Source organism: Tsukamurella sputi (genome assembly GCF_007858445.1).
In the GTDB taxonomy this organism is placed as follows: Bacteria; Actinomycetota; Actinomycetes; order Mycobacteriales; family Mycobacteriaceae; genus Tsukamurella; species Tsukamurella sputi.
In genome coordinates this window covers 782,954-807,957 of record NZ_VIGV01000001.1, presented here as the reverse complement: position 1 = coordinate 807,957, position 25,004 = coordinate 782,954, and the positions used below count along the sequence as shown (strand labels likewise).

The 25,004-nt window shown below is 71.5% G+C and carries 25 protein-coding genes; 16 read left to right on the top strand and 9 right to left on the bottom strand.

Features of this window, described 5'->3' with window-relative positions; all coding sequences use genetic code 11:
* The first annotated feature begins 17 nt into the window (after positions 1-17).
* Entirely contained in the window at positions 18-671 is a 654-nt protein-coding gene (locus FK268_RS03905; protein WP_146431272.1) for a dihydrofolate reductase family protein, read from the top strand.
* Here the strand turns inward: FK268_RS03905 and FK268_RS03900 are convergent.
* Positions 652-1,563 (bottom strand): MBL fold metallo-hydrolase, encoded by a 912-nt coding sequence (locus tag FK268_RS03900; protein ID WP_146431270.1) that lies wholly within the window; start codon positions 1,561-1,563, stop codon positions 652-654. The two genes, FK268_RS03905 and FK268_RS03900, sit on opposite strands and share 20 nt — an antisense overlap.
* Before the next feature lie 152 nt (positions 1,564-1,715).
* Between FK268_RS03900 and FK268_RS03895 the strand changes: the two genes are divergently transcribed.
* Complete coding sequence (locus FK268_RS03895; RefSeq protein ID WP_146431268.1) at positions 1,716-2,876, top strand: acyl-CoA dehydrogenase; 1,161 nt, start codon at positions 1,716-1,718, stop codon at positions 2,874-2,876.
* Between the two features lie 48 nt (positions 2,877-2,924).
* Here the strand turns inward: FK268_RS03895 and FK268_RS03890 are convergent, their stop codons facing one another.
* Both FK268_RS03890 and FK268_RS03885 read right to left on the bottom strand, forming a co-directional pair.
* Positions 2,925-3,638 (bottom strand): TIGR03089 family protein, encoded by a 714-nt coding sequence (locus tag FK268_RS03890; protein WP_146431266.1) that lies wholly within the window; start codon positions 3,636-3,638, stop codon positions 2,925-2,927.
* Positions 3,626-5,374, bottom strand: a complete 1,749-nt coding sequence (locus FK268_RS03885) for an LCP family protein (RefSeq protein ID WP_146431264.1) — start codon at positions 5,372-5,374, stop codon at positions 3,626-3,628. Before FK268_RS03885 ends, FK268_RS03890 begins: the two co-directional genes overlap by 13 nt.
* Before the next feature lie 123 nt (positions 5,375-5,497).
* On the opposite strand from FK268_RS03885, the gene rfbD reads away from it, so the two are divergent.
* From rfbD to FK268_RS03860, 5 genes are read left to right on the top strand one after another with little or no spacing between them, the layout of a single operon-like run.
* Positions 5,498-6,406 carry a dTDP-4-dehydrorhamnose reductase gene (rfbD, locus tag FK268_RS03880; protein ID WP_438695958.1) on the top strand — a complete coding sequence of 303 codons (909 nt, stop codon included), beginning with the start codon at positions 5,498-5,500 and terminating at the stop codon, positions 6,404-6,406.
* A 9-nt stretch (positions 6,407-6,415) separates the two neighbouring features.
* A complete protein-coding gene (locus tag FK268_RS03875; RefSeq protein WP_146431261.1) occupies positions 6,416-7,333 on the top strand; it encodes a glycosyltransferase family 2 protein in 918 nt (305 codons plus the stop codon).
* A complete protein-coding gene (manB, locus tag FK268_RS03870) occupies positions 7,330-8,433 on the top strand; it encodes a mannose-1-phosphate guanylyltransferase (protein ID WP_146431258.1) in 1,104 nt (367 codons plus the stop codon). Before FK268_RS03875 ends, manB begins: the two co-directional genes overlap by 4 nt.
* Before the next feature lie 4 nt (positions 8,434-8,437).
* Positions 8,438-9,229, top strand: a complete 792-nt coding sequence (locus tag FK268_RS03865) for an SGNH/GDSL hydrolase family protein (protein WP_146431256.1) — start codon at positions 8,438-8,440, stop codon at positions 9,227-9,229.
* A gap of 25 nt (positions 9,230-9,254) precedes the next feature.
* Positions 9,255-10,166, top strand: a complete 912-nt coding sequence (locus tag FK268_RS03860) for an aminoglycoside phosphotransferase family protein (RefSeq protein WP_146431254.1) — start codon at positions 9,255-9,257, stop codon at positions 10,164-10,166.
* A gap of 33 nt (positions 10,167-10,199) precedes the next feature.
* Here FK268_RS03860 and FK268_RS03855 read toward each other — a convergent pair whose 3' ends face one another.
* Complete coding sequence (locus tag FK268_RS03855) at positions 10,200-10,850, bottom strand: O-methyltransferase (RefSeq protein ID WP_146431252.1); 651 nt, start codon at positions 10,848-10,850, stop codon at positions 10,200-10,202.
* A gap of 239 nt (positions 10,851-11,089) precedes the next feature.
* Between FK268_RS03855 and sigE the strand changes: the two genes are divergently transcribed.
* The 4 genes from sigE to tatB all read left to right on the top strand — a co-directional run bounded on the left by sigE (position 11,090) and on the right by tatB (position 14,244).
* Positions 11,090-11,743, top strand: coding sequence for an RNA polymerase sigma factor SigE (gene sigE / locus FK268_RS03850; RefSeq protein ID WP_146431877.1), 654 nt, complete (start codon positions 11,090-11,092; stop codon positions 11,741-11,743).
* 119 nt (positions 11,744-11,862) lie between these two features.
* On the top strand, positions 11,863-12,240 hold the full coding sequence (locus tag FK268_RS03845; RefSeq protein WP_146431250.1) for a hypothetical protein: 378 nt from the start codon (positions 11,863-11,865) through the stop codon (positions 12,238-12,240).
* 10 nt (positions 12,241-12,250) lie between these two features.
* Complete coding sequence (locus tag FK268_RS03840) at positions 12,251-13,720, top strand: S1C family serine protease (protein ID WP_146431248.1); 1,470 nt, start codon at positions 12,251-12,253, stop codon at positions 13,718-13,720.
* Between the two features lie 47 nt (positions 13,721-13,767).
* Positions 13,768-14,244: a Sec-independent protein translocase protein TatB gene (gene tatB / locus FK268_RS03835; protein WP_146431246.1), complete on the top strand. Its 477-nt coding sequence runs from the start codon at positions 13,768-13,770 to the stop codon at positions 14,242-14,244.
* Between the two features lie 7 nt (positions 14,245-14,251).
* Here tatB and FK268_RS03830 read toward each other — a convergent pair whose 3' ends face one another.
* The 4 genes from FK268_RS03830 to FK268_RS03815 form a co-directional block, all read right to left on the bottom strand.
* Complete coding sequence (locus FK268_RS03830; protein ID WP_146431244.1) at positions 14,252-14,656, bottom strand: GNAT family N-acetyltransferase; 405 nt, start codon at positions 14,654-14,656, stop codon at positions 14,252-14,254.
* Positions 14,653-15,789 (bottom strand): Mrp/NBP35 family ATP-binding protein, encoded by a 1,137-nt coding sequence (locus tag FK268_RS03825; RefSeq protein WP_146431242.1) that lies wholly within the window; start codon positions 15,787-15,789, stop codon positions 14,653-14,655. Before FK268_RS03825 ends, FK268_RS03830 begins: the two co-directional genes overlap by 4 nt.
* Positions 15,790-15,834: 45 nt before the next feature.
* The gene (locus tag FK268_RS03820) at positions 15,835-17,124 is read right to left on the bottom strand and encodes a lytic transglycosylase domain-containing protein (RefSeq protein WP_146431241.1); all 1,290 of its coding nucleotides are present in this window, start codon (positions 17,122-17,124) and stop codon (positions 15,835-15,837) included.
* Positions 17,125-17,224: 100 nt separating this feature from the next.
* The gene (locus FK268_RS03815) at positions 17,225-17,863 is read right to left on the bottom strand and encodes a dTMP kinase (RefSeq protein ID WP_146431239.1); all 639 of its coding nucleotides are present in this window, start codon (positions 17,861-17,863) and stop codon (positions 17,225-17,227) included.
* Positions 17,864-17,928: 65 nt separating this feature from the next.
* Between FK268_RS03815 and mtrA the strand changes: the two genes are divergently transcribed.
* The 4 genes from mtrA to FK268_RS03795 all read left to right on the top strand — a co-directional run bounded on the left by mtrA (position 17,929) and on the right by FK268_RS03795 (position 22,814).
* Positions 17,929-18,615, top strand: a complete 687-nt coding sequence (mtrA, locus tag FK268_RS03810) for an MtrAB system response regulator MtrA (protein ID WP_146431237.1) — start codon at positions 17,929-17,931, stop codon at positions 18,613-18,615.
* A gap of 97 nt (positions 18,616-18,712) precedes the next feature.
* A complete protein-coding gene (mtrB, locus tag FK268_RS03805) occupies positions 18,713-20,317 on the top strand; it encodes an MtrAB system histidine kinase MtrB (protein WP_231706932.1) in 1,605 nt (534 codons plus the stop codon).
* On the top strand, positions 20,310-22,106 hold the full coding sequence (gene lpqB / locus FK268_RS03800) for an MtrAB system accessory lipoprotein LpqB (protein WP_146431235.1): 1,797 nt from the start codon (positions 20,310-20,312) through the stop codon (positions 22,104-22,106). Before mtrB ends, lpqB begins: the two co-directional genes overlap by 8 nt.
* Positions 22,107-22,130: 24 nt before the next feature.
* Positions 22,131-22,814: a ComF family protein gene (locus FK268_RS03795; protein WP_231706896.1), complete on the top strand. Its 684-nt coding sequence runs from the start codon at positions 22,131-22,133 to the stop codon at positions 22,812-22,814.
* Positions 22,815-22,874: 60 nt separating this feature from the next.
* Here the strand turns inward: FK268_RS03795 and FK268_RS03790 are convergent, their stop codons facing one another.
* Positions 22,875-23,813 carry a hypothetical protein gene (locus FK268_RS03790; RefSeq protein ID WP_146431233.1) on the bottom strand — a complete coding sequence of 313 codons (939 nt, stop codon included), beginning with the start codon at positions 23,811-23,813 and terminating at the stop codon, positions 22,875-22,877.
* Between the two features lie 344 nt (positions 23,814-24,157).
* On the opposite strand from FK268_RS03790, the gene hpf reads away from it, so the two are divergent.
* Positions 24,158-24,877, top strand: coding sequence for a ribosome hibernation-promoting factor, HPF/YfiA family (gene hpf, locus FK268_RS03785; protein ID WP_146431232.1), 720 nt, complete (start codon positions 24,158-24,160; stop codon positions 24,875-24,877).
* Positions 24,878-25,004: the final 127 nt, after the last annotated feature.

Here is a 25,004-nt window from a genome sequence, read left to right as displayed (position 1 = left end):
GGGCTAGTCTGATCCGCATGAGCGGACAGGTGCGGGTGCACAACTTCGCGATCTCGCTGGACGGCTTCGGCACCGGTGCGGATCAGTCGCCGGACGCTCCCTTCGGACACGCCGGCGGATCGCTGATGACCTGGTTCTTCGGCACCCGCCGCGGTGCCGCGATCCACGGGCTGAGCAGCGCCGCGCGCGGCGTCGACGACGCCTTCTCCGAGGCCTGGGACGAGGGCATCGGCGTGGAGATCATGGGGCGCGGCAAGTTCGCGCCGACTCCCGAGGTGCTCGCCGACGAGTCCTGGCGCGGCTGGTGGGGCGAGGAGACACCGTTCACCACCCCGATCATCGTGCTGACCCACCACCCGCGGCCCTCGTTCACCACCGGCGACGGCGTGGAGTTCCGCTTCCTCGACGCCGCACCCGCCGAGGCGGTCGCCGTCGCGCGGGAGATCGCGGGGGACGAGGACATCCGCATCGGCGGCGGACCGTCGACGGTGCGCGAATTCCTCGCCGCCGACCTGATCGATCACCTGCACGTGGTGGAGGTGCCGATCGTGCTCGGCCGCGGCGAGCGGCTGTGGGACGGTCTCGAGGGCGTGCAGGAGCGGTTCGCGATCGAATCCACGGCGAGCCCCAGCGGTGTCGTGCACCGCGTCTTCACCCGACTGCCGCGCTGACCGCCGGGCGGCCGTCGCCGCCGATCGTCACCCGGAACGGCGCGTGCTCGGTGAAATGCGCCGGCAGCAGGAGCAGGCCCTCGTCCGCGCACCGTCGAAGCAGGGCCGCACGGGTGGCCCGCGCAGTACCCGGCTCCGCGTCGCCGCCCTGGACGAGCTCCGGGTGCAGCAGTTGGATCGGGTGGTGGATCGCGTCGCCGGCGAGGATCGCGCCGCATCGGGCGGACCTGATCTCGATCGCGAGGTGGCCGTGCGTGTGGCCGGGCGCGGCGAGCACGACGATCTCGGTGTCGTCGTGCGCGGCGATGACCTCGTCCTCGGCGACCGCGCGCCAGTGGCCGTCGCGGAGGACCGGGCCGACGCTGTCCACATAGGTGCGGGCGAGGTCGGCCAGGACGCCTTCGTGGCCGTCGCCCGCGGCGAGACCGCGCAGCGCGTCCAGGTCCGAGCGCGCGAACAGGTAGACGGCGTTCGGGAACGTCGGTCGCCACTGACCGTCGACGAGGCGGGTGTTCCATCCGCAGTGGTCGGGGTGCAGGTGGGTGCTGATGACGAGGTCGACGTCGTCGGGCTCGACACCCGTGTGCGCGAGGCGGTCGAGGTAGTCGGTGTCGAACATGTGGTGCGCCGCGAGGACGGGGCGCTGCTTGGCGTTCCCGTTGCCGGTGTCGACGACGATCACCGTCGGGCCCAGCCGGATCACGTACGTGTGGATCGCGAGCAGCAGGTCGCCGGTGTCCGGGTCGATGTAGCCGTCGCCGAGGTCGGTGGCGGCGGATTCGGCCAGGCCGTCCTCGATCGCGGGGAACAGTTCGGCCGGCGGGAACGCCCATCGGTCCACCTCCGTCACCTGGTCCACTCGTGCCGCGCCGATGGTCGTCGTGAAGGTCATGCCCCGATTCTCGTTCACACGCCGAAGGATCGCCCGTTGTCCCGGGGAACAACCGCGGGGCCGAATGCTGGTTACGTGCGACTAACTGACCGGGGAGGGGGCATGGATACAATCAGCGCGGACCAAACACGTAGACGCTGATGGAGGCCCCTATGGCTGGCAACCCCGACTTCGACCTGTTCCAGCTCCCCGAGGAGCACGAGGAACTGCGCGCCGCCATCCGGGCGCTCGCCGAGCGCGACATCGCGCCGCACGCCAAGGACGTCGACGAGAAGGAGCGGTTCCCGCAGGAGGCGCTCGACGCGCTGGTCGCCAGCGGCTTCAACGCCATCCACGTGCCCGAGGAGTACGAGGGCCAGGGCGCCGACTCCGTCGCCACCTGCATCGTCATCGAAGAGGTCGCCCGCGTGTGCGGCAGCTCCTCGCTCATCCCCGCCGTCAACAAGCTCGGCACCATGGGCCTGATCCTCAACGGCTCCGAGGAGCTCAAGCAGCACGTGCTGCCCTCGCTCGCGAACGGCGAGGCCATGGCCTCCTACGCCCTGTCCGAGCGCGAGGCCGGCTCCGACGCGGCGTCGATGCGCACCCGCGCCCGCAAGGACGGCGACGACTGGGTCCTCAACGGTTCCAAGTGTTGGATCACCAACGGCGGCAAGTCCACCTGGTACACCGTCATGGCCGTGACCGACCCGGAGAAGGGCGCCAACGGCATCAGTGCCTTCATGGTGCACAAGGACGACCCGGGCTTCTCCGTGACCGGCTACGAGCACAAGCTGGGCATCAAGGGCAGCCCGACGGCCGAGCTGGCCTTCGAGGAGTGCCGCGTCCCCGCGATGCGGATGATCGGCGAGGAGGGCACCGGCTTCAAGACCGCGCTGCAGACCCTCGATCACACCCGCCCGACCATCGGCGCGCAGGCCGTCGGCATCGCGCAGGGCGCCCTCGACGTGGCGATCGAGTACATCAAGGACCGCAAGCAGTTCGGCAAGTCCATCTCCGAGTTCCAGGGCGTGCAGTTCATGGTCGCCGACATGGCGATGCGCCTCGAGGCCGCGCGTCTGATGGTCTACACCGCCGCCGCCCGCGCCGAGCGCGGCGAGAAGAACCTCGGTTTCATCAGCTCCGCGTCGAAGTGCTTCGCCTCCGACGTCGCGATGGACGTCACCACCGACGCCGTCCAGCTGCTCGGCGGCGCCGGTTACACCCGCGACTTCCCGGTCGAGCGCATGATGCGCGACGCCAAGATCACCCAGATCTACGAGGGCACCAACCAGGTCCAGCGCCTGGTCATGAGCCGCCAGCTGCTGCGCTGATCCGGAGCGGGGAGACCCGCGTCGAGCTCACGAAGGCCATCGCCCGCGTCATGCGACGCGCGCGGTGGCCTTTTCCGTGGCGAACTTGTCCATGAGCTTCGCCGGGTCCGGGTGGGACACGTGGATCACCGAGGCGGGGGCCGCGAAGGGCGCGAGCAGGCCGTCGTACAGGTCGTCGACGGTGCGCCACTCCCGCGTGGAGAGCACCCGGTCACCCGCGGCGTATCCGGCCGACGCGGCCAGCGCGGTGGAGCGGGCCATCACGATGTCGACGGCGTCGCCCGCGAGGGCGGTGCCGGCACCGCCGGGCGTGAAGGCGTCCGGGTGCACGCGCACCTCGGTGGTGTAGTCGTCGATGCCCGGCGGCAGGTCGGGCACGGCCAGGCCGAAGGCGTCGAGGCCCACCGCGAGGAGGTCATCGACCCCCTCACGATCTCGGGCCTCCTCGAGGCGGTCGGGCGCGCAGAAGGTGACCGCGCCGGGCTCGCCGAACCGGACCTCGCACCCGGCCCACCACGCGCCGAACAGGATTCCCGCGGTCTGCCAGTGTGCCGGCAGCAGCACGCCGACGGCGTCGCCGGGGCCGAGCCCGTACTGATCGCGGAGCAGGTTGCCGCACTTGGCCGCCCAGTTGCCCAGCGTCACCGCCGAGAGGCCCATCCGGGCGCCGGTGGCATCGTCGTACCAGGTGAAGCGGGGTGCGGCCCCGTCGGACTGGACGATCGGGACGAGCAGCGAGTCGGTCACCGTCAGTCCACGCACGGGACCCCTCCGTCCTGCTGGGCGGTGAAACCCGGCTTGTTGAGCAACGAGCTGATCCGCGCCGCCTCGCTCGGGTCGAGCGACTCGGTCATGCCCGGCGCGAGCGACGTCGTGGTCGCCGCCGAATCGGAGCCGCCCGAGTTGCCCGACGAGCCGGGGCCGCTGTAGCCGTCCTGGATCAACACCTTGACGTGGCCGGACTGGACCGACGTGCTCGCGACCACGGGAAGGCCGCCCAGCAGCGCCGCCACGGCCTTCGCACCCTGGTCGTTCGCCGAGCTCGCGAGGACCGCGCTCCTGCTGCTCGACGACGAATCCGACGACGAGGCGTTGCCCGTGGAGCCCTGCCCGAAGCCCTTTCCGCCGAGGAAGGTCGAGACGTTGCTCGCGAGGCCCGACGTGGTGGTCGCGTTCACCACGTCCACCGTGTACGAGGCGCGGTTCACCGAGGGCACCGCGGGCGCGGAGCTCGTGGTGGCCTTCGGCTTGTCCGGCTTGGACCCGCCGAGCAGCCCCGAGACGTAGGCCTGGACCTGCTTCGGGTCGACCACCACCACGGACTGCTGACCGTCGTCGCTCCAGCCGTCGTCGCGGACGACGGGCACCGTCGAGAACTTGATGTTGCCCGCGGACAGGTTCGCCAGCTCCTTCGCGAAGCCCATCACGTCCCAGTCCTGGTCGAGCGTGACCGAGGTGGTCAGCGCGTTCTGCAGCTGGCTCAGCTTGTTGGGGCTCGTCAGCGTGCCGGTCGAGAGGATCTTGCTGGCCAGCGAGGCCATGAAGACCTGCTGCCGGGTCACGCGGTCCAAGTCGCCGCGGGGCAGGCCGTGCCGCTGGCGGACGAAGCTCAGCGCCTGGGGGCCCTTGAGCGTCTGCTTGCCGGCCTTGAACCGTGCGCCCGAGTACGAGTCGTTCACCGGCTTCTTCAGGCAGACGTCGACGCCGCCGACCGCATCGGTGAGGCGGGAGAAGCCGACGAGGCCGATCTCCGCGTACCGGTCGACCGAGACGCCGGTGAGGTTCGCGACCGTCTCGATGAGCGCCTTGCGGCCCTCCGCGTTGCCCTTCTCGACGGCGTCCTTCTCGCTGGATCCGTTGGCGATGGCCTTATCGCGGGTCACGTTCGCCGCACCGGCGAAGGCGGAGTTGATCTTGCCCTTGCCCTGATCGGGGATGGCCACGTAGGAGTCGCGGGGGATCGAGATCGCGGTGGCCGACTTCCCGTCGTTGGGGATGCGCACCAGGATGATCGTGTCGGTGTTCAGGGTGCCGTCGTCGACGCCGGCGTTGAGCCGGGCCAGTTCCTGCTTCGAGAGGGGATTGCCCTTGGCGTCGGTGCGGGAGTCCGTGCCGACCAGGAGGATGTCGGTGGCACCGTCGGGCTTGGCGCTCAGGCTGGGGCCGCGCTCGATGTCTCCGGCGAACTGCGACCACCAGAACCAGGCCACTCCCGTCACCACCACGACGATGGCGGTGATCAGCGCGATCAGCGCCTTGCCGCTGCGCTGCAACCGCTCGCGCGTGTCGACGGGGAGGTCGGCGGCGCGGGGTACCGACCGGGCGCCGCGCGCCGGCGATCCGTCGCCCGAGCCCTCGTTCTCGGCGCGCACGCTGCGGCGCCGCGTGCGCGCGCGCGGCGCCTCGGCGTGCTGCGCCTCGGCGCGGTCGGCATCGGTGCGCCGTGCGTCGGCGCCGCGGGAATGGCGCGCGCCGCGTCGACTGGGGCTGTCGGACACCCACCACTCCTCAACGTCGGAACGCGGGCCGGCTGCTTCGGCCCGCATGATCACATCTCCATAACGGTACCGACTCGATATGTGAAGACTCCGCAGACGCGGCCGTCACGTACCGTTCGCGGTGTGGATCTGGTGATCACCGGCGCAGCCGGACAGGTGGGATCGGCACTGGTCGCGGCCGCTGCGTCGCGGGGAATCGCGGCCCGCGCGCTGGGCCGCGCAGAGCTCGATGTGACTTCGCCACAGTCCGTCGGGGGGCTCGCGATCGGCCCCTCGACGGTGCTCGTCAACTGCGCCGCGCACACCGCCGTCGACGCCGCCGAGTCCGAGCCCGAGGCCGCCGCGGCGCTGAACACCGTCGCGCCGGGCCTGCTCGCCGCGCGCTGTGCCGCGACCGGGGCGCGGCTGGTCCAGCTCTCCACGGACTACGTCTTCGGGCCCGCCTCGGAGCCGCCGCGGCCGTGGGAGCCGGGCGATCCGACGGGACCGTCGAGCGTGTACGGGCGCACCAAGCTCGACGGCGAGCGCGCAGCGGCCGCCGCGGACCCGCGGACCGTCGTGGTGCGGACCGCGTGGGTGTACACCGGGCGCGCCCCGGGCCCCGACGGGCGGGACGGCTGGGCGCGGGACTTCGTCGGGACCATGGGACGGCTCGCGGACGACGGCGTCGACCCGAAGGTCGTGGACGATCAGACCGGCTCGCCGACCTTCGCGCCCGACCTGGCCGTGGGCCTCCTGGACCTCGCGCTCCTGCTGGCCGCCGAGCCCACGCGGCCCGGCGCGGTGCTGCACGCCGCGGGCGGGGGCGCGGCCACCTGGTTCGACGTCGCGCGCGCCGTCTTCGCGCGGGCCGGGGCCGATCCGGCGCGCGTCTGTCCGTGCACGACGGCGGAGTTCCCGCGGCCCGCGCCGCGCCCGGCCTACTCCGTGCTCTCGCCCGCGGCGTGGTCCGCGTGGGGATTGACGCCGCTGCCGGACTGGCACGACGCACTGGACCGGGCGGTCGGCGCTCCCGGGCCGGCGGACCGGTAACCTGGCCGCGTGCCCGGAACCGACACCTCGACCCCCACGATCGCCGTGGTCACCGTCACCTACTCGCCGGGCGAGCACCTCGAGAACTTCCTGACCAGCATCGGGGGCGCCTTCTCCGGTGCCGCGCCGCGCGTGCTCATGGCCGACAACGGCTCGGTGGACGGCTCGCCCGAGGCCGCCGAGGCGGCCCACCCGGAGGCGGAGCTGCTGCGCACCGGCGCGAACCTCGGCTACGGCGGCGCGATCAACTACGCGGTGGCGCGCCTGCGTGCCGATGCCGCCGGCGGCGGACCGTCGTTCCCCGACCTCCTGCTGATCAGCAATCCCGACGTGGTCTTCGGGCCCGGCTCGATCGACGCCCTCGTCGAGGCGGCGGCCCGGCATCCCGAGGCCGGATCGCTCGGCCCGCTGATCCGCGACCCCGACGGCACCGTCTACCCGTCGGCGCGGAACCTGCCCAGCATCAAGCACGGGATCGGGCACGCGCTGCTCGGCACCGTCTGGAAGTCGAACCCGTGGACGCTGGCCTATCAGCAGTCGCAGGCCGAGGTCGCCGAGCGGACCGCCGGCTGGCTCAGCGGCTCCTGCCTGCTGGTGCGGCCCGAGGCCTTCGCCGCGATCGACGGCTTCGACGACCGCTATTTCATGTACATGGAGGACGTGGACTTCGGCGACCGCCTCGCGCGGGCCGGCTGGAGCAACGTCTACGTCCCGTCGGCGGAGATCGTGCACGCCAAGGGGCACGCGGCCGGGAAGGTGCCGGAGCTGATGCTTCCCGCGCACCACGCGTCCGCGTACCGGTTCTTCGCCGACCGTCATCCCGGTCGGGCGGCCGCGCCCCTGCGCGCGGCGATGAAGGTGGGGCTGGCCGCGCGCTCGCGGATCAGTGTTCTCGCGGCGACGCGGAGACGAAAAGGGGAGAAATGACCTCGGTGGAACAGGACGCCGGTGTGGACCTCGGTGATGTCGAGGCCGTGATCCTGGTGGGCGGCAAGGGCACGCGCCTGCGCCCGCTCACCCTGTCGGCACCCAAGCCGATGCTGCCCACGGCGGGCAAGCCCTTCCTCATCCATCTGCTCTCGCGGATCCGCGACGCGGGCATCCGCCGCGTGGTGCTGGGCACCTCGTTCAAGGCGGAGGTCTTCGAGGAGTACTTCGGCGACGGCTCCGAACTGGGGCTGGAGCTGTCCTACGTGGTCGAGGACGAGCCGCTCGGCACCGGCGGCGGCATCCGCAACGTGCTGCCCGCGCTCAAGGCGGAGAACGTGCTGGTCTTCAACGGCGACGTGCTCGGTGGATCCGACATCCGCGCCGTCGTGCAGACGCACCGCGAGAAGGACGCCGACGTCACGATGCACCTCGTGCGCGTGCCCGACCCGCGCGCCTTCGGCTGCGTCCCGACGGACGCCTCCGGGCGGGTCACCGCGTTCCTCGAGAAGACGCAGGATCCGCCGACCGACCAGATCAACGCCGGCTGCTACGTCTTCAAGCGCTCGGTGATCGAGGAGATCCCCGTCGGCCGGGCGGTCTCCGTCGAACGCGAGGTCTTCCCCGCGCTGCTCAACGGCGGGCGCAAGCTGTACGGCCACGTCGACTACGGCTACTGGCGCGACATGGGTACGCCCGAGGACTTCGTCGCAGGCAGCTCGGACCTGGTGCGCGGCATCGCCCCGTCGGCCGCCCTCGACGGCGCGCGCGGGGAGTGCCTCATCCACCCCGGAGCCTCGGTGGCGCCCGGTGCGCTCGTGATCGGTGGTTCGGTCATCGGTCGCGGCGCGGAGATCGGTGCGGGCGCGCGGCTCGACGGGGCCGTCGTTTTCGACGGTGTCCGCATCGAGGCCGGTGCGATCGTCGAGCGCTCGATCATCGGCTTCGGCGCGCACATCGGCCCGCGCGCCCGTATCCGTGAGGCCGTCATCGGCGACGGTGCCTCCGTCGGCGCCCGGTGCGAGCTGCTGCACGGTGCCCGCGTGTGGCCCGGCGTCGAGCTGCCCGACGGCGGCGTGCGGTTCTCGACGGACGTCTAGGGCTATGACGCAGTACCTGCGGTACGTGGCGATCGGGGACTCGTTCACCGAGGGCGTCGGGGATCCGGACCCGACGGGGACGCACGAGTACCGCGGCTGGTCCGACCGGGTCGCGGAGGTGCTGGCCGCGCGGTCTCCCGATTTCGGGTACGCGAATCTGGCGATCCGCGGCAAGAAGATGGACCAGATCATCGATGAGCAGCTGGATCCGTGCCTCGCGCTCGCGCCGGATCTGGTGACCGTCTACGCGGGCGCGAACGACCTGATCCGGCCGTCGGTGGACGTGGACGCGGTGGTCGCCGCCTACGATTCGCTGCTCGCGCGGCTCGGGGAATCCGGCGCGACCGTCGTGGTGTGGACCGCCGCCGATACGCACGGCGGCGGACTGTTCGGCGCGCTCCGCGGCCGGTTCGCGATCTACAACGAGCTGGTGCGCGAGATCGCCGCGGATCGTGGCCTGCTGCTGCTCGACTACTGGCGGCTCAAGGAGTACCGGGACCTGCGGATGTGGGAGTTCGACCGGATCCACATGTCGCCGCCCGGACACCTGCGCATGGCCATCGAGGTGCTGGACGTCCTGGGTGTGCCGCACGCGCTGCAGGTGCCGGACCTGGGACCCGAGCCGGTGATCACGCCCGCGGAGGACCGTGAGATCAAGCGGCGCTGGCGGCGGGAGTTCGCCTACCCGTGGATCTCCCGACGCGTGCGCGGCATCTCCACCGGCGACGGCCTGCCGCCGAAGTATCCGACGCTGATGCGGCCCGTCGGTGTGGAGCAGGAGCGTTCCGAGCCGTAGCCGCGGCGCCCGCTAGCCTGACGGCGTGGACATCCCGGCCGGACTCGACGAGCAGCGCAGGCTCGGACCGGACTGGGCGGCATGGCTGGACCGGCTGCCGCATCTCGCCGACGATCTACTCGCGCAGTGGCGGCTCACGCCGTCGGGTCGGGTGATGCACGGCTTCACCTCGCTGGTGGTCCCGGTGCGCGGGGCCGATGGCGAGGCCGTCCTCAAGATCACCTTCGACGGTGCCGCAGAGGCCGAGCAGGAGCACCTCGCCCTGCAGTACTGGGGCGGCGACGGGGCCGTACGCCTGCTCCGTGCGGAGCCCGCGCGGCGCGCGATGCTGCTGGAGAAGCTCGGCGAGCGGGATCTCACGCAGGAGTGGGACCTGCAGGCGTGCGAGACCGTCGCCGGCTTCTATCCGAGGTTGCACGTGCCGGCGCCGGGGCGCCTGCGGCCGCTGACGGACTACCTGGATCGGTGGCTCGGTGCGCTGGAGACGGACCGTCGGGATGTGCCCGTGCCGCCCCGCCTGATCGACCGGGCTCTGGGCGCCAGCCGGGCGTTCGTCGCCGACCCGGAATCGGTGGGCCGGATCGTGCACGGTGACCTGCACTACGAGAACGTCCTCGCGGCCGACCGGGAGCCGTGGTTGGTGATCGACCCGCAACCGATGTCGGGCGACCCGCATTACGAGGTCGCGCCGCTGCTGTGGAACCGGTGGGAGGAGATGTCCGGTTACGTGCGCGAGTCGATCCAGCGGCGGTTCTTCACTGTGGTCGACGCGGCAGGACTCGACGAGGACCGCGCCCGGGACTGGGTGATCGTGCGGATGATCCTCAACGCGCACTGGGCGGTGGAGGACGCGCAACGCATGCATCGTGCGCTGGACGCCGGCGAGCGGAACTGGATCACGCGCTGCGTGACCGTCGCCAAGGCGGTGCAGCGGTAGCGCAGCCGACCTGCAGCTCGCCGGGACTCCGGGCTACTGCTCCGGGACGAAGGCCTTCGCGGCGGCGACGAGGCCGCCGCCGAGCGGCAGGATCACTGGCAGCAGGTTCTCGTCGGCGGCGATGATGCGGGTGGCCTCGCGGGCGGCGAAGGCCTCGTCGTCGTAGGCCTCGGGGTCGGGGATGCGGTAGCCCGCGTCGCCGAGGTTCACCACCACGACCCCGCCCGGGCGGAGCAGGCGCACCGCGTCGATCACGTAGCGCGGATGATCGACCGGCTCGCCGTCGATGAAGATGAGGTCGTAGGCGGCGTCGGCGAGGCGGGGGAGCACGTCGAGGGCGTGGCCGTTGATGAGGCGCGTGCGGTTCGCGGCGACCCCGGCGTGCTGGAAACCGATCCTCGCGGCGGCCTGGAACTCCTGCTCCGAGTCGATCGTGGTGAGCACCGAATCGGGGCGCATGCCCGAGAGCAGCCACAGTCCGCTGATCCCGGCGCCGGTGCCCACCTCGACCACGGACTTCGCGCCGCCGGCGGCGGCGAACACGGACAGCAGCGCGCCGACGGACGGCGACACCGCGTCGACGCCCAGGTCGGCGGCGCGCTCGCGGGCGGCGGACATCGCCTCGTCCTCGACGATGGCGTTCTCGGCGTACGTGACGAGGGCGGATGCGGCGGAGTCAGACACGCGGCAATCGTAGCCCGTCGCCCGCCGGCAACCCCGCCGTGACGCGATCGTTAGCAATCGCGATGCATGCACAGGCAACACTCAGGGAGGAATCAGCGCTCCCACACCGCGGCAGGGAAAGGTATCGGTCAGTGAAGACCACCCGGCGTGCGATCCGCGATCGTGGGAACAAAACGGACGCGCCGGGAGTTCTGACAGGCAAGAGCCACACCGTCCGGTGCTGGCACGAGGAGGAGCGCATGGCCCTGGCCCGCAAGGCCGGACCCCGGCAGGAGTCGCAGCCCGAGGCTGCGTACGCGACGTTCGACGACGAGCGCACTGCTGAACCCGCAGGTACCGCTGCATTCGACGCATCGGGTGACCGCGCCGACATGCCCAGCTGGGACGAGCTCGTCCGCGAGCACGCCGATCGCGTGTACCGCCTCGCCTACCGCCTGTCCGGCAACGCGCAGGACGCCGAGGACCTCACGCAGGACACCTTCATCCGCGTCTTCCGGAGCCTGCAGAACTACGAGCCCGGCACCTTCGAGGGCTGGCTGCACCGCATCACCACCAACCTGTTCCTCGACATGGTCCGCCGCCGCAACCGCATCCGCATGGAGGCGCTGCCCGAGGACTACGAGCGTGTGCCGTCGTCCGACCCGGACCCCGGCCAGATCTACGCGGACGCCAACCTCGGCCCGCAGCTGCAGACCGCGCTCGACGCGCTGGCCCCGGAGTTCCGTGCTGCGGTCGTGCTGGCCGACATCGAGGGCCTCAGCTACGAGGAGGTCGCGGCCACGCTGGGCGTCAAGCTCGGCACGGTCCGCTCCCGCATCCACCGCGGCCGCAAGTCCATCCGTGAGGCCCTGGCGAATCAGGGGCTGACCAGCAGCGCCGCACTGGCGTACTGACCACCGCCCCGGCCCGTCCGGGAACTCCGCAGCGACTCGCGTCGTTGAATCCGTGAGTGCAGGTACTGTGGCTGTAGGCCGCCGTGCGGCATCGGATCCGAGCAGAGGAGGGGAGCGTCGTGGAGCACCTCAGTGGCAGTTTCAAGCGCGCTTTCGCCCGCCGTCCGGGTGAGTTCTCGTCCACCGAGCACCTCGCGTACGAGGCGGTCGTCGCCTTCGTCGACGGCGAGCTCCGGATGAACGCGCATCTGCGCGCCGGAACGCACATCGCCGAGTGCCCCACGTGCGCCGCCGAGGTCGACGCCCAGCGCCAGGTGCGCACCGCGCTGCGCGAGTCGGGTGAGATCACCGTGCCCCATCGTCTGCTCGGCCAGCTCTCGCAGATCCCCAGCGCGTGCCACGGCGCGCAGCCCTTCGAGGGCTTCCCCACGTTCTCGCCGGAATCCTCGCGACGCGACGAGCGCAACAAGCGCGGTCGGCGGCGGAACGCTCGGTAGATTCGAATCCGTGACCTCTGATCCCGACGCCTCGCGTCCGCGCCTGGACCCACGACCCACGTACCGCCCCGCAGTGTCCGAGGGCGAGCAGGTCGTCTTCGGCAGGCCGGACGGGGTCGACGGTGCCTTCGCGCCCGAAGCCGTCCGGCAGTCGGCTCCGCGCGGCCCGCAGCCGCAGGCCGCCGCTCCTGATCCGGTTCTCACCGAGGCCTTCTCCCGGCCCGCCGGCGCCACGGAGGCGCTGCAGCGCGACCCGTACGCGGGCTCGTTGGTCCCTGAACCCGAGCCCGAACCCGCCGATCCGTGGCGGGACACGGATTCGGTCGCCGCGCTCGGTGAGCCCGGCGTCGCCGCACCCGCGACGGCGGAGCCGCAGCCGGATCCGGAGCAGCTGGGAGTCCGCGACGTCCTGTTCGGTCGCCGTGTCTCCGTGCGCGCGCTCGTCGTGCTCGGGGTGATCGCCCTGGTCATCGGCCTGCTCGGCGGGGCGATCGGCCGCATCACCGGCAGTACCGTGCAGCAGTTGACGGATTCGCGCGCGTCGATCCCCGTCGACGACACGAAGGTCACCGATCAGGGCGCGATCGCGGGCATGGTCGCCAAGGTCGGGGCCAGTGTGGTCACGATCGAGGTGCGCACCAAGACCACGGGCGAGACGGGCTCCGGCTCCGTGATCGACGCCCAGCGCGGCTACATCATGACCAACAACCACGTCGTCGAGACGGCGTCCACCAACAAGGACGCCAAGATCGAGGTCGTCTTCTGGAACGGCACGCGCACCCCGGCGCAGCTCGTCGGCACGGATCCGTACACCGACGTCGCCGTCGTCAAGGTCGCCGTGGACGGGCTGCAGCAGATCAGCCGCGGCGATTCCAGCCAGCTCGTCGCGGGCCAGCAGGTCGTCGCGATCGGCTCCCCACTCGGATTGCGGCGCACCGTCACCTCCGGCGTGGTGTCGGCGACGCACCGTCCGGTCCAGGGGCCCGCGAACGGCCCGAATCCGCCGGCGACCTTCGACTCGGTGCAGACCGACGCCGCCATCAACCCCGGCAACTCGGGCGGCCCGCTGCTCGACCTCAAGGGGCGGCAGATCGGCATCAACACCCTCGGCCTGGCACCGTCCGGCGGTTCGATCGGCCTGAACTTCGCCATCGCCGCCGATGTCGCCTTCCCGATCGCCGAGTTGATCATCCGCGGCGACAAGGTGGTCCACGCCGATCTCGGCATCAACGGCCGCGAGGTGAGCAACGAGACCGCGTCCGGTGTGCGCGTGGAGAACGTCAAGAAGGGCGGCGCCGCCGAGAAGGCGGGCATCCGCGAGGGCGACGTGATCACCAAGGTCGGCGACACCGAGGTCGCCGAGGCGGCCGACGTCATCGTCGCGATCCGCGCCACGGGCGTCGGCAAGGAGACGACGGTGACGGTGGCCCGCGACGGCCGGCAGGTCCCGATCAAGGTCACGCCCCAGCCGCTGAGCTGAGCGGCCGCGGGGTGCGCTCGGTACTGAGCCTCCCGTAGCATGACGGGGTGTTCTCGAATCTCGGCATGGGGGAGATCTTCATGCTGGTCGTCGTGGGTCTGGTGATCCTGGGGCCGGAGCGACTCCCGGGTGCGGTCAACTGGTTCTTCACGACGCTGCGGCAGGTGCGCGACTACGCGACCGGTGCCACGCAGCAGCTCAAGGACGACATGGGCGGCGATTTCGACGCCATCCGCGAGCCCCTGCAGCAGATCCAGAACCTGCGCGGTATGACGCCCACCGCCATCGTCACCAAGCACCTGCTCAACGGCGACGACACGGTGATCCGTGAGATGAGCGAGCAGGTGCGGTCCACTGCCGACGCGCTGAACCTGCGCAAGGCCGTGGAGTCCGCGGCCGGGCCCGCGGCGCCCATCGACGCCGCGTCGTCGGAACTCAGCCTCGACAAGCCCCCGACGATGCCGCGGATGCACACGCCGCTCGCCCCCGAGGAGCGCGCCCCCTTCGACCCCGACGCGACGTAGGCCGGCGTCAGTTCGGCAGCCACATCCCGAGGCTGCGGGGTGCGGTCTCGACGAAGCCGAGCTTGCGGTACAGCGGCCGTCCGGCTTCGTCGGCCATCAGCGTGATGTAGGGGTCGGCCGGGGCCGAGGCGCGAATCTCCGCGATGAGCCACTCGAGGACGGCACGCCCGATCCCGCGACCTTGAAAAGCGGGCAGTGTCGCCATATCGGCGATGTGGAAGTACCAGCCTTCGTCGCCGAGTGCGCGGCCCATGGCGACGACCTGGTCGTCGACGACCACGTGACACCAGCGCCAGCTGTTCGCGAGCGCTCCCTCCGCCTGCGCTTCCGTCTTCGGCGACAGACCGGACTCCGCGCGCAATCGGCGGTAGTCGTCGACCGTCGGCGGCTCGGCGACGAGCCGGAAACTCACAGGTGGCGGGTGGTGTCGATGCCCAGCGACATGCCGGCCAGACCGCGCTTGCGGACGGCGAGCTTGTCGGCGATGGCGCGGAGGGCGGCGCCGGTGGGGGAGTCCGGCGCCGAGAGCACGACGGGCGTCCCCGCGTCGCCGGCCTCGCGCAGCTGCGGATCCAGCGGGATCTGCCCGAGCAGTGGCACATCGGCGCCGACGGCGCGGGTGAGCCGGGCCGCGACCTGCTCGCCGCCGCCGGAGCCGAAGACGTCCAGGACGGTCCCGTCGGGCAGAGTCAGGCCGGACATGTTCTCGATGACCCCGGCCACGCGCTGGCGGGTCTGCAGTGCGATGGCGCCGGCCCGCTCGGCGACCTCGGCGGCCGCCGTCTGCGGGGTGGTGACCACCAGGATCTCGGCGCCGGGGATGAGTTGCGCGATGGAGATCGCGACGTCGCCGGTGCCGGGCGGAAGGTCCAGGAGCAGCACGTCGAGGTCGCCCCAGAAGACGTCGGCGAGGAACTGCTGCAGCGCGCGGTGCAGCATCGGGCCGCGCCACACGACGGGGGTGTTGCCCGTGGTGAACATGGCCACCGAGATGACCTTCACGCCGTGCGCCTGCGGCGGCATGATCATCGAATCGACCTGGGTCGGCCGCGCGTCGGTGCCCATCATGCGGGGCACGGAGTGGCCGTAGATGTCGGCGTCGAGCACGCCCACCGACAGCCCGCGGGCCGCGAGCGAGGCCGCGAGGTTCACCGTCACGGAGCTCTTGCCCACGCCGCCCTTGCCCGACGCGACCGCGTACACGCGGGTCAGCGAGCCGGGCTGGGCGAACGGGATCACGGGCTCGGCCTTGTCGCCGCGCACCGTCCTCCGCAGCTCGGCGCGCTGCTCGTCGTTCATCACGTCCAGCTCGACGCGCACCTCGCCGGTCCCGGGCACGTCGGCGACGGCCGTCCGCACGCGGTCCACGATCTGGGTGCGCATGGGGCAGGCGGAGGTGGTCAGGTACACCTCGACGTCCACCGACGAGTCGGCCTGCACCGCGACCGACTTCACCATCCCCAGATCGGTGATCGGCTTGCCGATCTCGGGGTCGTTCACGGTGGCAAGGGCCGACCGGATCGCGTCTTCGGTAACCGCACTCATAGCGCCCTCCATCGTATCCGCAGGCCCCGACGGCCCGAATCCGCCTTACCTCGGGGGACGGGGCACCGTCGGCGAGGACGACGGGACGGGCGTACTCGAGACGGCCGGACGGGCGGGCGGGAGCGGGCGCACGCTCGACGGTGCGGGGCGCGCGCTCGGGGGCACCGGGTTCGACGGTCCGCTCGGTGTGATCGCGAGTGCGCCGCCGGGTCCCACCGGGCCGGGGATGCCCGGAGGCGGCGCTCCGGGCGACGGCGCACCGGGCGTGGACGGTGCGCTCGGTGCGGGTGCGCAGTCCGTCACGGTGGTCGGGGAGGGTGCGCCCGCGGGACCGCGCGCCGCGCTCGACGGTGCGGCCGGGTTCGCCGTGGTGGGCTTCGTGGTCGTCGATGCGGCGGGGAGAGGGCTCGTCGGCGGCGTGGGCTTCCCGGACGGGCCGGGGCGGCTGGACGACGGGGCACCGGGAGCGGCAGAGGCGGACGGCGCACCGTCGGGCACGCCGCAGCCGACGACGACCACCTGGCCGGGCGGCAGCGGCTTCGGCAGCTGCGTGGGAGGGGCGACGGGCGCGGTCATGTCGGGGATGCCGCCGACGGGGATCGCCCGGTCGCGGTACGCCTTCGACCAGGCCACGACGTTGTCGACGTAGGAGTTCGACTGGTTGTACGCGAACACCGCGACCCGCTGCTGTGCCTCCGACTGCAGGCCCGACGCGCTGGAACAGAGGTAGCGGGCCGCGCCGTAGGCGGCGTCGCGGATGTTGTTGACGTCGGCCTTGCCGTCGCCGGAGTTGTCACCGCCGAACAGCGCCCACGTGCTCGAGAGGAATTGCATCGGGCCCAGCGCGCGGGCGAAGCCGGCTCCGTCGCGGATCACGGCGTTGCCGGCCAGCGTCCCGTCGAGGACCGGCCCCTCGATCGGGGTCAGGGTGGTGCCGGCGGCGTCCACGTTGCCGCCGTCGGCGTGGCCCGATTCGATCCGGCCGATCGCGGCGACGAGGTTCCACTCGATGCCGCAGCCGGGTGCCTCGAGTGCCATCCGATCGGCGGCGCCCTGGTAGGCGGCGTAGGCGGCGCCGGGGATGCCGAGCGGCCCGGGCGCGACCTTCACGGCCTCCGGCCGCGGCGGCACCGGCACGTGTCGGACGGCCGGTGCCGGGGCGCCGACGGGGGCCGGCGGGCGCAGGTCGGCCAGGCCGATCGAGGCCTGCGCGACGAGCTCGGGTCCGGCGGAGCGGGGAGCGACGCGGATCGTGGGCCCGGCGGTGTCGGCGCCCACGGCACCGAACAGCAGCGCGGCAGCACCCGCTGCGGCGGTGGCCCCGAGGATCCGCACGATCGTCCCTCCCGGTTACTGACGAGTCAGTTTCGTGGCGGACGTTACTGCGCCGATGCACCGTTGCGGGTGGGACTTGCGTGAATAACAGGCCTGATCTTCAGGAAAGCGCGGCGATCTCGTCGGCGAGATGCTGCGGGGCGTCGTGCACGCCGTGCACGCGCCAGGGCGACACCCACTCCGCCGCGGCCAATGCGGTGTAGACCGCGCCGGTGCGGGTCTGCAGGTCGGAATCGGTCTCGTAGGCGTCGCGCGCGCGGGTGGCATCGCTCGCCTCACGGGAGCGCGCCCGCTCCGCCGCGAGGGTGACTCCCACGTCCAGGTACACCTGCAGATCGGGCACCGGGAGGCCGAACCTCCCGAACTCGAGGTCGCGCACCCAGGCCGCCACGGCACCGTCGGCGCCCTCGTGCAGCCGGGCCGCGCTGTACGCGGCGGAGGACGCGACGTACCGGTCGAGCAGCACCACGTCGTGCGCGGCGAGGGCGGCGCGGATGTCGGGCGCCGCGGCCTGCCGGTCGAAGGCGAAGAGCAGCCCCATCCCGTACACGGACTCGGCGACGTCGCCGTTGCCGCCGCGCAGCGCCTCGGCCGCCAGGTCGGCGAACTGGGTCCCGTAGCGCGGGAAGGCGAGCGCGGTCACCGTGAGGCCACGGCTCGTGAGGCGCTCCGTGACGGCGCGCGTCAGGGTGTTCTTCCCGGCACCGTCGAGGCCTTCGATCGCAACGAGTCGTCCCATGGCCCCCGATCGTATTCACCGGCCGACGGTGTCGTAGAACCGGACATGCCGCGCGAGGTGACAGTATGGAGGGCATGAAACCCCGGATCCTGGTGATCGACGACGATCCCGCGCTGGCGGAGATGCTCACCATCGTCCTGCGCAACGAGGGCTTCGACTCGACGGTGGTGGGCGACGGCACCCAGGCGCTCAGCGCCGCCCGTGAGTTCCGGCCCGATCTGGTGCTGCTCGACCTCATGCTCCCGGGCATGAACGGCATCGACGTGTGCCGCGTGCTGCGCGCCGATTCCTCGGTGCCGATCGTGATGCTCACGGCCAAGGCCGACACGGTCGACGTGGTGCTCGGCCTCGAGTCGGGCGCCGACGACTACGTCATCAAGCCCTTCAAGCCGAAGGAGCTGGTCGCACGCGTGCGGGCCCGGCTCCGGCGCACCGACGACGAGCCCAGCGAGCTGCTCTCGATCGGCAACGTCATCATCGACGTGCCCGCGCACAAGGTGACCCGCGACGGCGAGGTCATCTCGCTCACGCCCACCGAGTTCGACCTGCTGGTGACGATGGCCCGCAAGCCGCGCCAGGTGTTCACTCGCGACGTGCTGCTCGAGCAGGTCTGGGGCTACCGCCATCCGGCGGACACGCGCCTGGTGAACGTCCACATCCAGCGCCTGCGCGCGAAGATCGAGAAGGACCCGGAGAATCCGGAGATCGTCCTCACCCTGCGCGGCGTCGGTTACAAGGCCGGGCCCGCGTGACGGCCACGACGGCATCGTGACCGGCCGGGCCGGGGCGGCCCGGCCGGCGGCCGAGTGGGTCCGTGGCGCGGTGCGCACCTTCCTGGCGGACCCGACGGTGGCTTTGCGCGACGGTGCGCGGTTCACCGGGATGGGCCTGTCCTACGCGGGCCGGGTGTGGCGCCGTTCCCTGCAGCTGCGCGTCGTCACGCAGACGCTCGTCCTGAGCCTCACCGTGCTCCTGCTGCTGGGCTTCGTGCTCACCTCGCAGATCGCGAATCAGCTGATCGAGGCGAAGCTGACCGCGGGCAAGGAGGAGACGGCCCGGGTCAAGCAGAACGTCGAGATCGCGCTCGGCCGCAGTGAACCGCGGACCGAGGGCGTCGAGTCGGTGCTGCGGAGCGTGCGGTCGAGCCTGGTCAGTCAGGGCCTCGACACCGGGCCGACGGCAGCCCGGTCGGGCAATTACGATCCGGTGCTCATAGTCCCGCACGGGGCCGGGCGGCCGCCCACCGTCCTGGGCAGCGAGAGCGAGGTCCCGCAGTCGCTGCAGACCTTCGTCCGCAGCGGGCAGACGGCCTTCCAGCACGCGACGGTCACCGACACCACCGGGCGCTACGGCAAGGTGCTGGTGATCGGTACGCCCGTGCAGTCCGCGATCGCCGGGCTCGAGCTGTACCTCGTCTTCCCCCTCACGCAGGAGGAGAACACCCTCAACCTGATGCAGGGGACCCTCTACACCGGCGGCGCGGTGCTGGTGCTGCTGCTCGCGGCGGTGAGTCTGCTCGTCGCGCGACAGGTGGTGCTCCCGGTGCGGTCGGCGTCGCGGATCGCGGTGCGCTTCGCCGAGGGCAGGCTCAAGGAGCGCATGCCGGTGCGCGGCGAGGACGACATCGCGCGGCTCGCGATGAGCTTCAACGACATGGCCGAATCGCTGTCCAAACAGATCGGCCAGCTGGAGGAGTTCGGCAACCTCCAACGGCAGTTCACCTCCGACGTCTCGCACGAGTTGCGCACGCCGCTGACCACCGTGCGGATGGCGGCCGACATGATCGCCGACTCCGCCGACGACCTCGATCCCGGCCTGCGCCGCACCACCGAGCTGATGCAGAAGGAGCTGGACCGGTTCGAGACCCTGCTCGCCGAGCTGCTGGAGATCTCCCGGCACGACGCGGGCGTCGCCGAGCTGCACGCGGAACGGATCGACATCGAGGTGCCGATCATCTCCGCGATGGCCACCGTCCGGCATCTGGCCGAGCAGTCCGAGACCGAGCTGATCCTGGACATGCCCGACGATCCGGTCATCGTCGAGGCGGACACCCGGCGGGTCGAGCGGGTGCTGCGGAACCTGCTCGCGAACGCCATCGACCACAGCGAGGGGAAGCCGGTCATCCTCACCATGCGCGCCGACGACGAGGCGGTGGCGATCACCGTCCGCGACTACGGTGTGGGCCTGCGTCCGGGCGAGGAGAAGCTGGTCTTCAACCGGTTCTGGCGGTCCGACCCGTCGCGGGTGCGGCGGTCCGGCGGCACGGGCCTCGGCCTGGCGATCAGCATCGAGGACGCGCGCCTGCACCACGGCCGGCTCGAGGCCTGGGGCGAGCCGGGCAGCGGCTCCTGCTTCCGCCTGACGCTGCCCCGCACGCGCGGCGGGAAGGTCACCGTCAGCCCCCTGCCCCTGAAGTCGATGCGGCGCGTGGACGGAGGCTCCGACGATGTCTAGCTCCCTCCGTCTCCCCGTCGTGAAGGCGCTCGCGATCCTGCTCGCGGCGCTCCTCGCGCTCTCCGGCTGCGCGAACATCCCCGAGTCGACGCCGCCGCGCGTGATCGGCGACCTCGGCGGCGAGACCTCGGCGCCCGAGCGCGACGTCTCCCCGCGGCGCGACGCGCAGCCCGAGCTCATCGTCCGCGACTTCCTCAAGGCCAATGCGCTCGCCGACGGCAACTACGCGGCGTCCCGCAAGTTCCTGCTGCAGAACGCGAACTGGCAGGTGCCCAAGCGGGCCGTCGTGGTGAAGGACATCGACGTCCTGCCCACCGAGCGCACGTCGAACTTCATCAAGGCGACCATCCGCGCCCAGTCGACCGGCTACCTCGACGTCGACGGCACCTTCACGCCGGCCACCCAGTCGATCACGCAGAACGTGCAGCTCGTGCAGGCCGACGGGCAGTGGCGGATCCAGGGGCTCAGCGACGTCGGCGACGGGCCGATGCTCGTGATCGACACCGAACAGTTCAAGGCCGTCTACCGTCGCTACCTGCTGTACTTCCCGGACCCGACGGGGCGCACCCTGGTGCCCGACGCGCGCTGGCTCGCCAGCCCGCGCGCGAAGCTCGCCGCCGACCTGCTGATGATGCTGGTCCGGGGCCCTCGGTCCACGCTCAAGGACGCCGTCTTCAATCCCTTCGGCTCCAACGCCGCCGTGCGCGGCGCGGTGACCGACGCGCAGGGCGAGCACCGCGATCCCGGTGTCGGCTTCGCGGGTGTGCGGGTGGACTTCACCGGCCTGCCGCGGATGGAACCCGACGTCGCCCGGCTCGTGGCGGGGCAGGTCGTCTGGAGTCTCGCGGGCGCCGACGTCCAGGGACCGTACGTCATCACCGTCGACGGTTCCGCGCTCGACGACAGGCACCAGTCCGGGTGGAACCCCAACGACGTCGCCTCGATCAGCCCGAACGCATCGTCGGACCTCGCCGTCGGCCTGCACGGCGTGCTCGACGGCCGGTTCGTCAAGGTCGCGGGCGGCCAGGTCACACCCGTCGCCGGCCCGCTGGGCGCCAGCACGTCGATCCGCTCGGTCGGACTGTCGGGGTCGGGCAGGCAGGTGGCCGCGGTGCTCGATGCGGGCGCCCGCGGCGGCCCCGGTACGGCGCTGACGATGGGCCCGTACGGCGGGGTGCCCACGCAGGTGCTCACCGCCGGTTCGATGACGAGGCCCTCGTGGACGCCCGACGACGCCGCCGTCTGGACGGTGCTCGACGGGACGCGGGTGGTGCGGGTCCGGCAGGACCAGTCGACGGGCGAGGTCACCACGGCCGACATCGACTCCCGCGACGTCGCCGCCGCCGTGCCGGGGCCGATCACCGAGCTGCGCCTGTCGCGCGACGGGGTCCGGGTGGCGCTGGTCGTGAGCGGCCGAGTGCTGGTCGGCGTCGTGCAGACGCTGCCGAACGGGCAGACCAGGATCGGTAACGTCGCGCCCGTCGCGACCGACCGTGAGCTGGCCGCCTCGTCGGTCGACTGGCAGACCGGCGACACCATCTACATCGGGCGCAACACCTCCGATTCGCCGGTGCTGCAGGTGCGCTACGACTCCGGTGAGGTCGTCGTGCGACCGAGCCGGAACCTCTCTCCGCCGGTCACGATGGTTGCGGCGTCGGCGAACGCGGTGTACGTGACCGACTCGTCGGGAGTGTGGCAGATCAGCGTCGGTCCCGACAGCGACGAGCAATACTGGAGCCAGGTGGATCGTCTGGCGGGGGGCCGGGCGAACCCGGTGCTGCCGGGGTAGGAGCGCACCTGGAGCGGGGGAGCCGTGCGCGCGGTGCGGAGTCTCGTCGGCGCGGTGGCCGGTGGCGTCGACGACCTCGTCGAACTCGCCGTGCCCCGCACCTGCGGCGGCTGCGGTTTCCCGCGGGTGCGCTGGTGCGCGCGGTGCGAGGCGGCGCTGCACGACGTTCCCGCTCTCATCCGCACCACCGTCGAGGTGGGGACGGATGTCTGGACGCTCGGCAGGTACGACGGTCCGCGGCGCCGCGCGGTCCTGCAGCTCAAGGAGCGGGGCCGGGGAGACCTGGCCGTCCCGCTGGGCCGGGGCCTGGCCCACGCGCTGCTGCGCCTGCGTGCCTGGGGTGAGTTCGACGGTGCGCCACTGGTCCTCGTGCCCGCGCCCACGACGGCGTGGGCGGCGCGGCGCCGCGGCGGCGACGTGGTGACAGCGGTCTGTCGCGCCGCAGCCGGGACCGCCGCACCGGTGTGCCCGATGGTGGTCTCGCCGGTCCTGCGCTCCGTCGGCGCCGCGGAGTCCGTCGGGCTGGGCGCCGCCGCCCGCGCCGCGAACGTGCGCGGTACGGTCCGGCTGCGTGGTCTTCCGGAAACCGGCACCGTGGTGCTGATCGACGACGTGGTGACGACCGGGGCCACGCTCGCCGAGTCCGTCGCCGTCCTGGCCCGACGGGGCGTCCCCGTCGCCGCCGCCGTCACTCTCGCCGCGGCGTGAGCGCGGTGGTCCTCGATCGCGGGTTCGGGGGGACACGGTCGAAGCGCGCATTCTAGGAAGTCATCGCGTGTTCGGGGTGACCGTGATCGAGGTGATGCACCCGGAGGAGCCGATGTTGGACAGGAAGAAATCGACGTACCCGCCCGGGATCGACGCCCGGTGGGCGGTGGGGGACGTGCTGTGGACGTCGTCAGTGAGGGCGGGGGTGACGGTGAACCGTGCGCGAAGCGTCCGCTCGATGTCGACGGCGCACACCTGGCTCTGGGGCGCGATGTCGAACGCGGTGCGGGCCCACGCTCGCGTTGCCGCGTCCTCCCCGACGAAGACGCGGTCGAGCCGCACTCCGTCGGCCCAGGTCTTGCCATCGTCGGCGCCGTACCCGTCGCCCTTCTGCGCGCGGGCGAGGAGTGGGCGGCCGACCAAGGCGGTCGTCGCATCCCGCGTCAGCGGCATGTGCCGGATCGCCCTGTCGACGAAGTGCCAGAACACGTCCTCGATGTTCTCGCCGCCCTCGACCCACAGATACATGACGGTCGTCGTCTCCTGTGGGGACAGCTTCATCGCCTCGACGAGTCCGTCGGTGAGTCCGCGGTACTCCGTCGATCCGGGCTTCGGAGCGGCGTCCTTGTCATCGACGAGTAGGCCTACTCGGACCTTCTCCATCGGCGATGCCGACGATCCGGTGAAGGTCGCGGCGACCACCGTGAGGGCCCCGGCATCGGTGGTGGCGATCGGTGAGATCGTGCCCTGTGCGACCCGCCGGTACGCCTCCGGACCGCGGAAGGGCTCGCCGAACGTCGACGTGGCGATGGTCGTGCTGCGCAGGACCGCATCGGCTTCGGCGAACGTCCGACCGACGAGTTGGGTCGGAGCGAGTGGATAGCTCGCCGTCTGCTCCGTCGAGGGTGCTGGGCCTGTTCCCTCCCCTCCCGTGGTCGCGCATGACGCGAGGAGGACAGCGGTGCCGGCGATCGCCAGCGCTGTTCGACACTGGGGCATGGAAGGTCTCCGAACGCTCACGGTCTGCTCTTTGCAGAAGATAGCATGCACATCAGTGAATAGAGGTGCTCGTTCCTATGTCTGCGACCTGTTCGACGGATGGTGTGCGGCGTGACGCGGCGGTGAACTCACAGTGACCAAATCCTGGCGGGATCGGAGAACCGGGGCTATCTTCGGGGGTACCTTTCCCGGTTCGAGAAAGAGGAGGTGATGTTCCACCTTCCAGGGCGCCCGGCAGTCCGCCCGGCGTTCGAATCTGAGCCCGTCCCCCTGCGCATCTGACCGAGTACGGACTGGTGATCCGCACTGGCGCAGCATGATCGGGCCCGCACGAAAGGTTTCACATGACCCTTCTGTCTCCGCGCGATACGAATCGCACCAGCACGCCCAGCGTCGAGGTCGACCCCTTCCGCGAACCCAGTCACGTGACTGACGAGCGCGACAAGGAATACCTCACCCCCAACGCCCCGGTGGCCATCGACGGCCGCAACGTGGAGGTGCCCGAGCACTTCCGCGTCTACCTGGGGGACAAGCTGGCGCGTCTCGAGAAGTTCCGTTCCACCATCACCCTGTTCGAGGTGAGTCTCTTCCACGAGCCGAATCCGCGGCAGTCCAAGGCCTGCCAGCGGCTGGAACTCACCGTTCGCGGCAAGGGCGGCGTCGCCCGCGCCGAGGCCGCGGCGGAGAACTTCTACGCCGCGTTCGAGACCGCTCTCACCCGGCTGCAGAGCCGCCTGCGCAAGGCCTCGGACCGCAAGAAGGTGCACTACGGCAACCGGACGCCGGTCTCGGTGGCCGAGGCGACGGCACCGTCGGCGCTCCCGGACGCCCCGGCCGACGACTCCGACGGTGACCCGTACGCCCACCTCGTGGAGGATCACCTGCCCGGTCAGGTGGTGCGCATCAAGGACCACCCGGGCACGCCGATGACCGTCGACGATGCCCTCTCGCAGATGGAACTGGTCGGCCACGACTTCTTCCTGTTCTTCGACAAGGAGACCGAGAAGCCCTCCGTCGTGTACCGGCGGAAGGCGTTCGACTACGGCCTCCTCCGCCTGACCTGACGTTTCGCCTACCATGGATCCCGGTCGCGGTGACGCGGCCGGGATTCGTGTGTGCTCGAACTTGACTTGTAACGGATTGAGGTTGCTCAGTGGTTCTCTCCAAGGTGCTGCGGTTCGGCGAAGGCCG

What these genes read in the sequence shown, in the direction of transcription:
- FK268_RS03905 (WP_146431272.1), top strand. Translation starts at nt 18, where the DNA reads ATGAGCGGACAGGTGCGGGTGCACAACTTCGCGATCTCGCTGGACGGC.
- FK268_RS03900 (WP_146431270.1), bottom strand. Translation starts at nt 1,563, where the DNA reads ATGACCTTCACGACGACCATCGGCGCGGCACGAGTGGACCAGGTGACG.
- FK268_RS03895 (WP_146431268.1), top strand. Translation starts at nt 1,716, where the DNA reads ATGGCTGGCAACCCCGACTTCGACCTGTTCCAGCTCCCCGAGGAGCAC.
- manB (WP_146431258.1), top strand. Translation starts at nt 7,330, where the DNA reads ATGACCTCGGTGGAACAGGACGCCGGTGTGGACCTCGGTGATGTCGAG.
- FK268_RS03865 (WP_146431256.1), top strand. Translation starts at nt 8,438, where the DNA reads ATGACGCAGTACCTGCGGTACGTGGCGATCGGGGACTCGTTCACCGAG.
- sigE (WP_146431877.1), top strand. Translation starts at nt 11,090, where the DNA reads ATGGCCCTGGCCCGCAAGGCCGGACCCCGGCAGGAGTCGCAGCCCGAG.
- FK268_RS03825 (WP_146431242.1), bottom strand. Translation starts at nt 15,789, where the DNA reads ATGAGTGCGGTTACCGAAGACGCGATCCGGTCGGCCCTTGCCACCGTG.
- FK268_RS03815 (WP_146431239.1), bottom strand. Translation starts at nt 17,863, where the DNA reads ATGGGACGACTCGTTGCGATCGAAGGCCTCGACGGTGCCGGGAAGAAC.
- mtrA (WP_146431237.1), top strand. Translation starts at nt 17,929, where the DNA reads ATGGAGGGCATGAAACCCCGGATCCTGGTGATCGACGACGATCCCGCG.
- lpqB (WP_146431235.1), top strand. Translation starts at nt 20,310, where the DNA reads ATGTCTAGCTCCCTCCGTCTCCCCGTCGTGAAGGCGCTCGCGATCCTG.
- FK268_RS03790 (WP_146431233.1), bottom strand. Translation starts at nt 23,813, where the DNA reads ATGCCCCAGTGTCGAACAGCGCTGGCGATCGCCGGCACCGCTGTCCTC.
- hpf (WP_146431232.1), top strand. Translation starts at nt 24,158, where the DNA reads ATGACCCTTCTGTCTCCGCGCGATACGAATCGCACCAGCACGCCCAGC.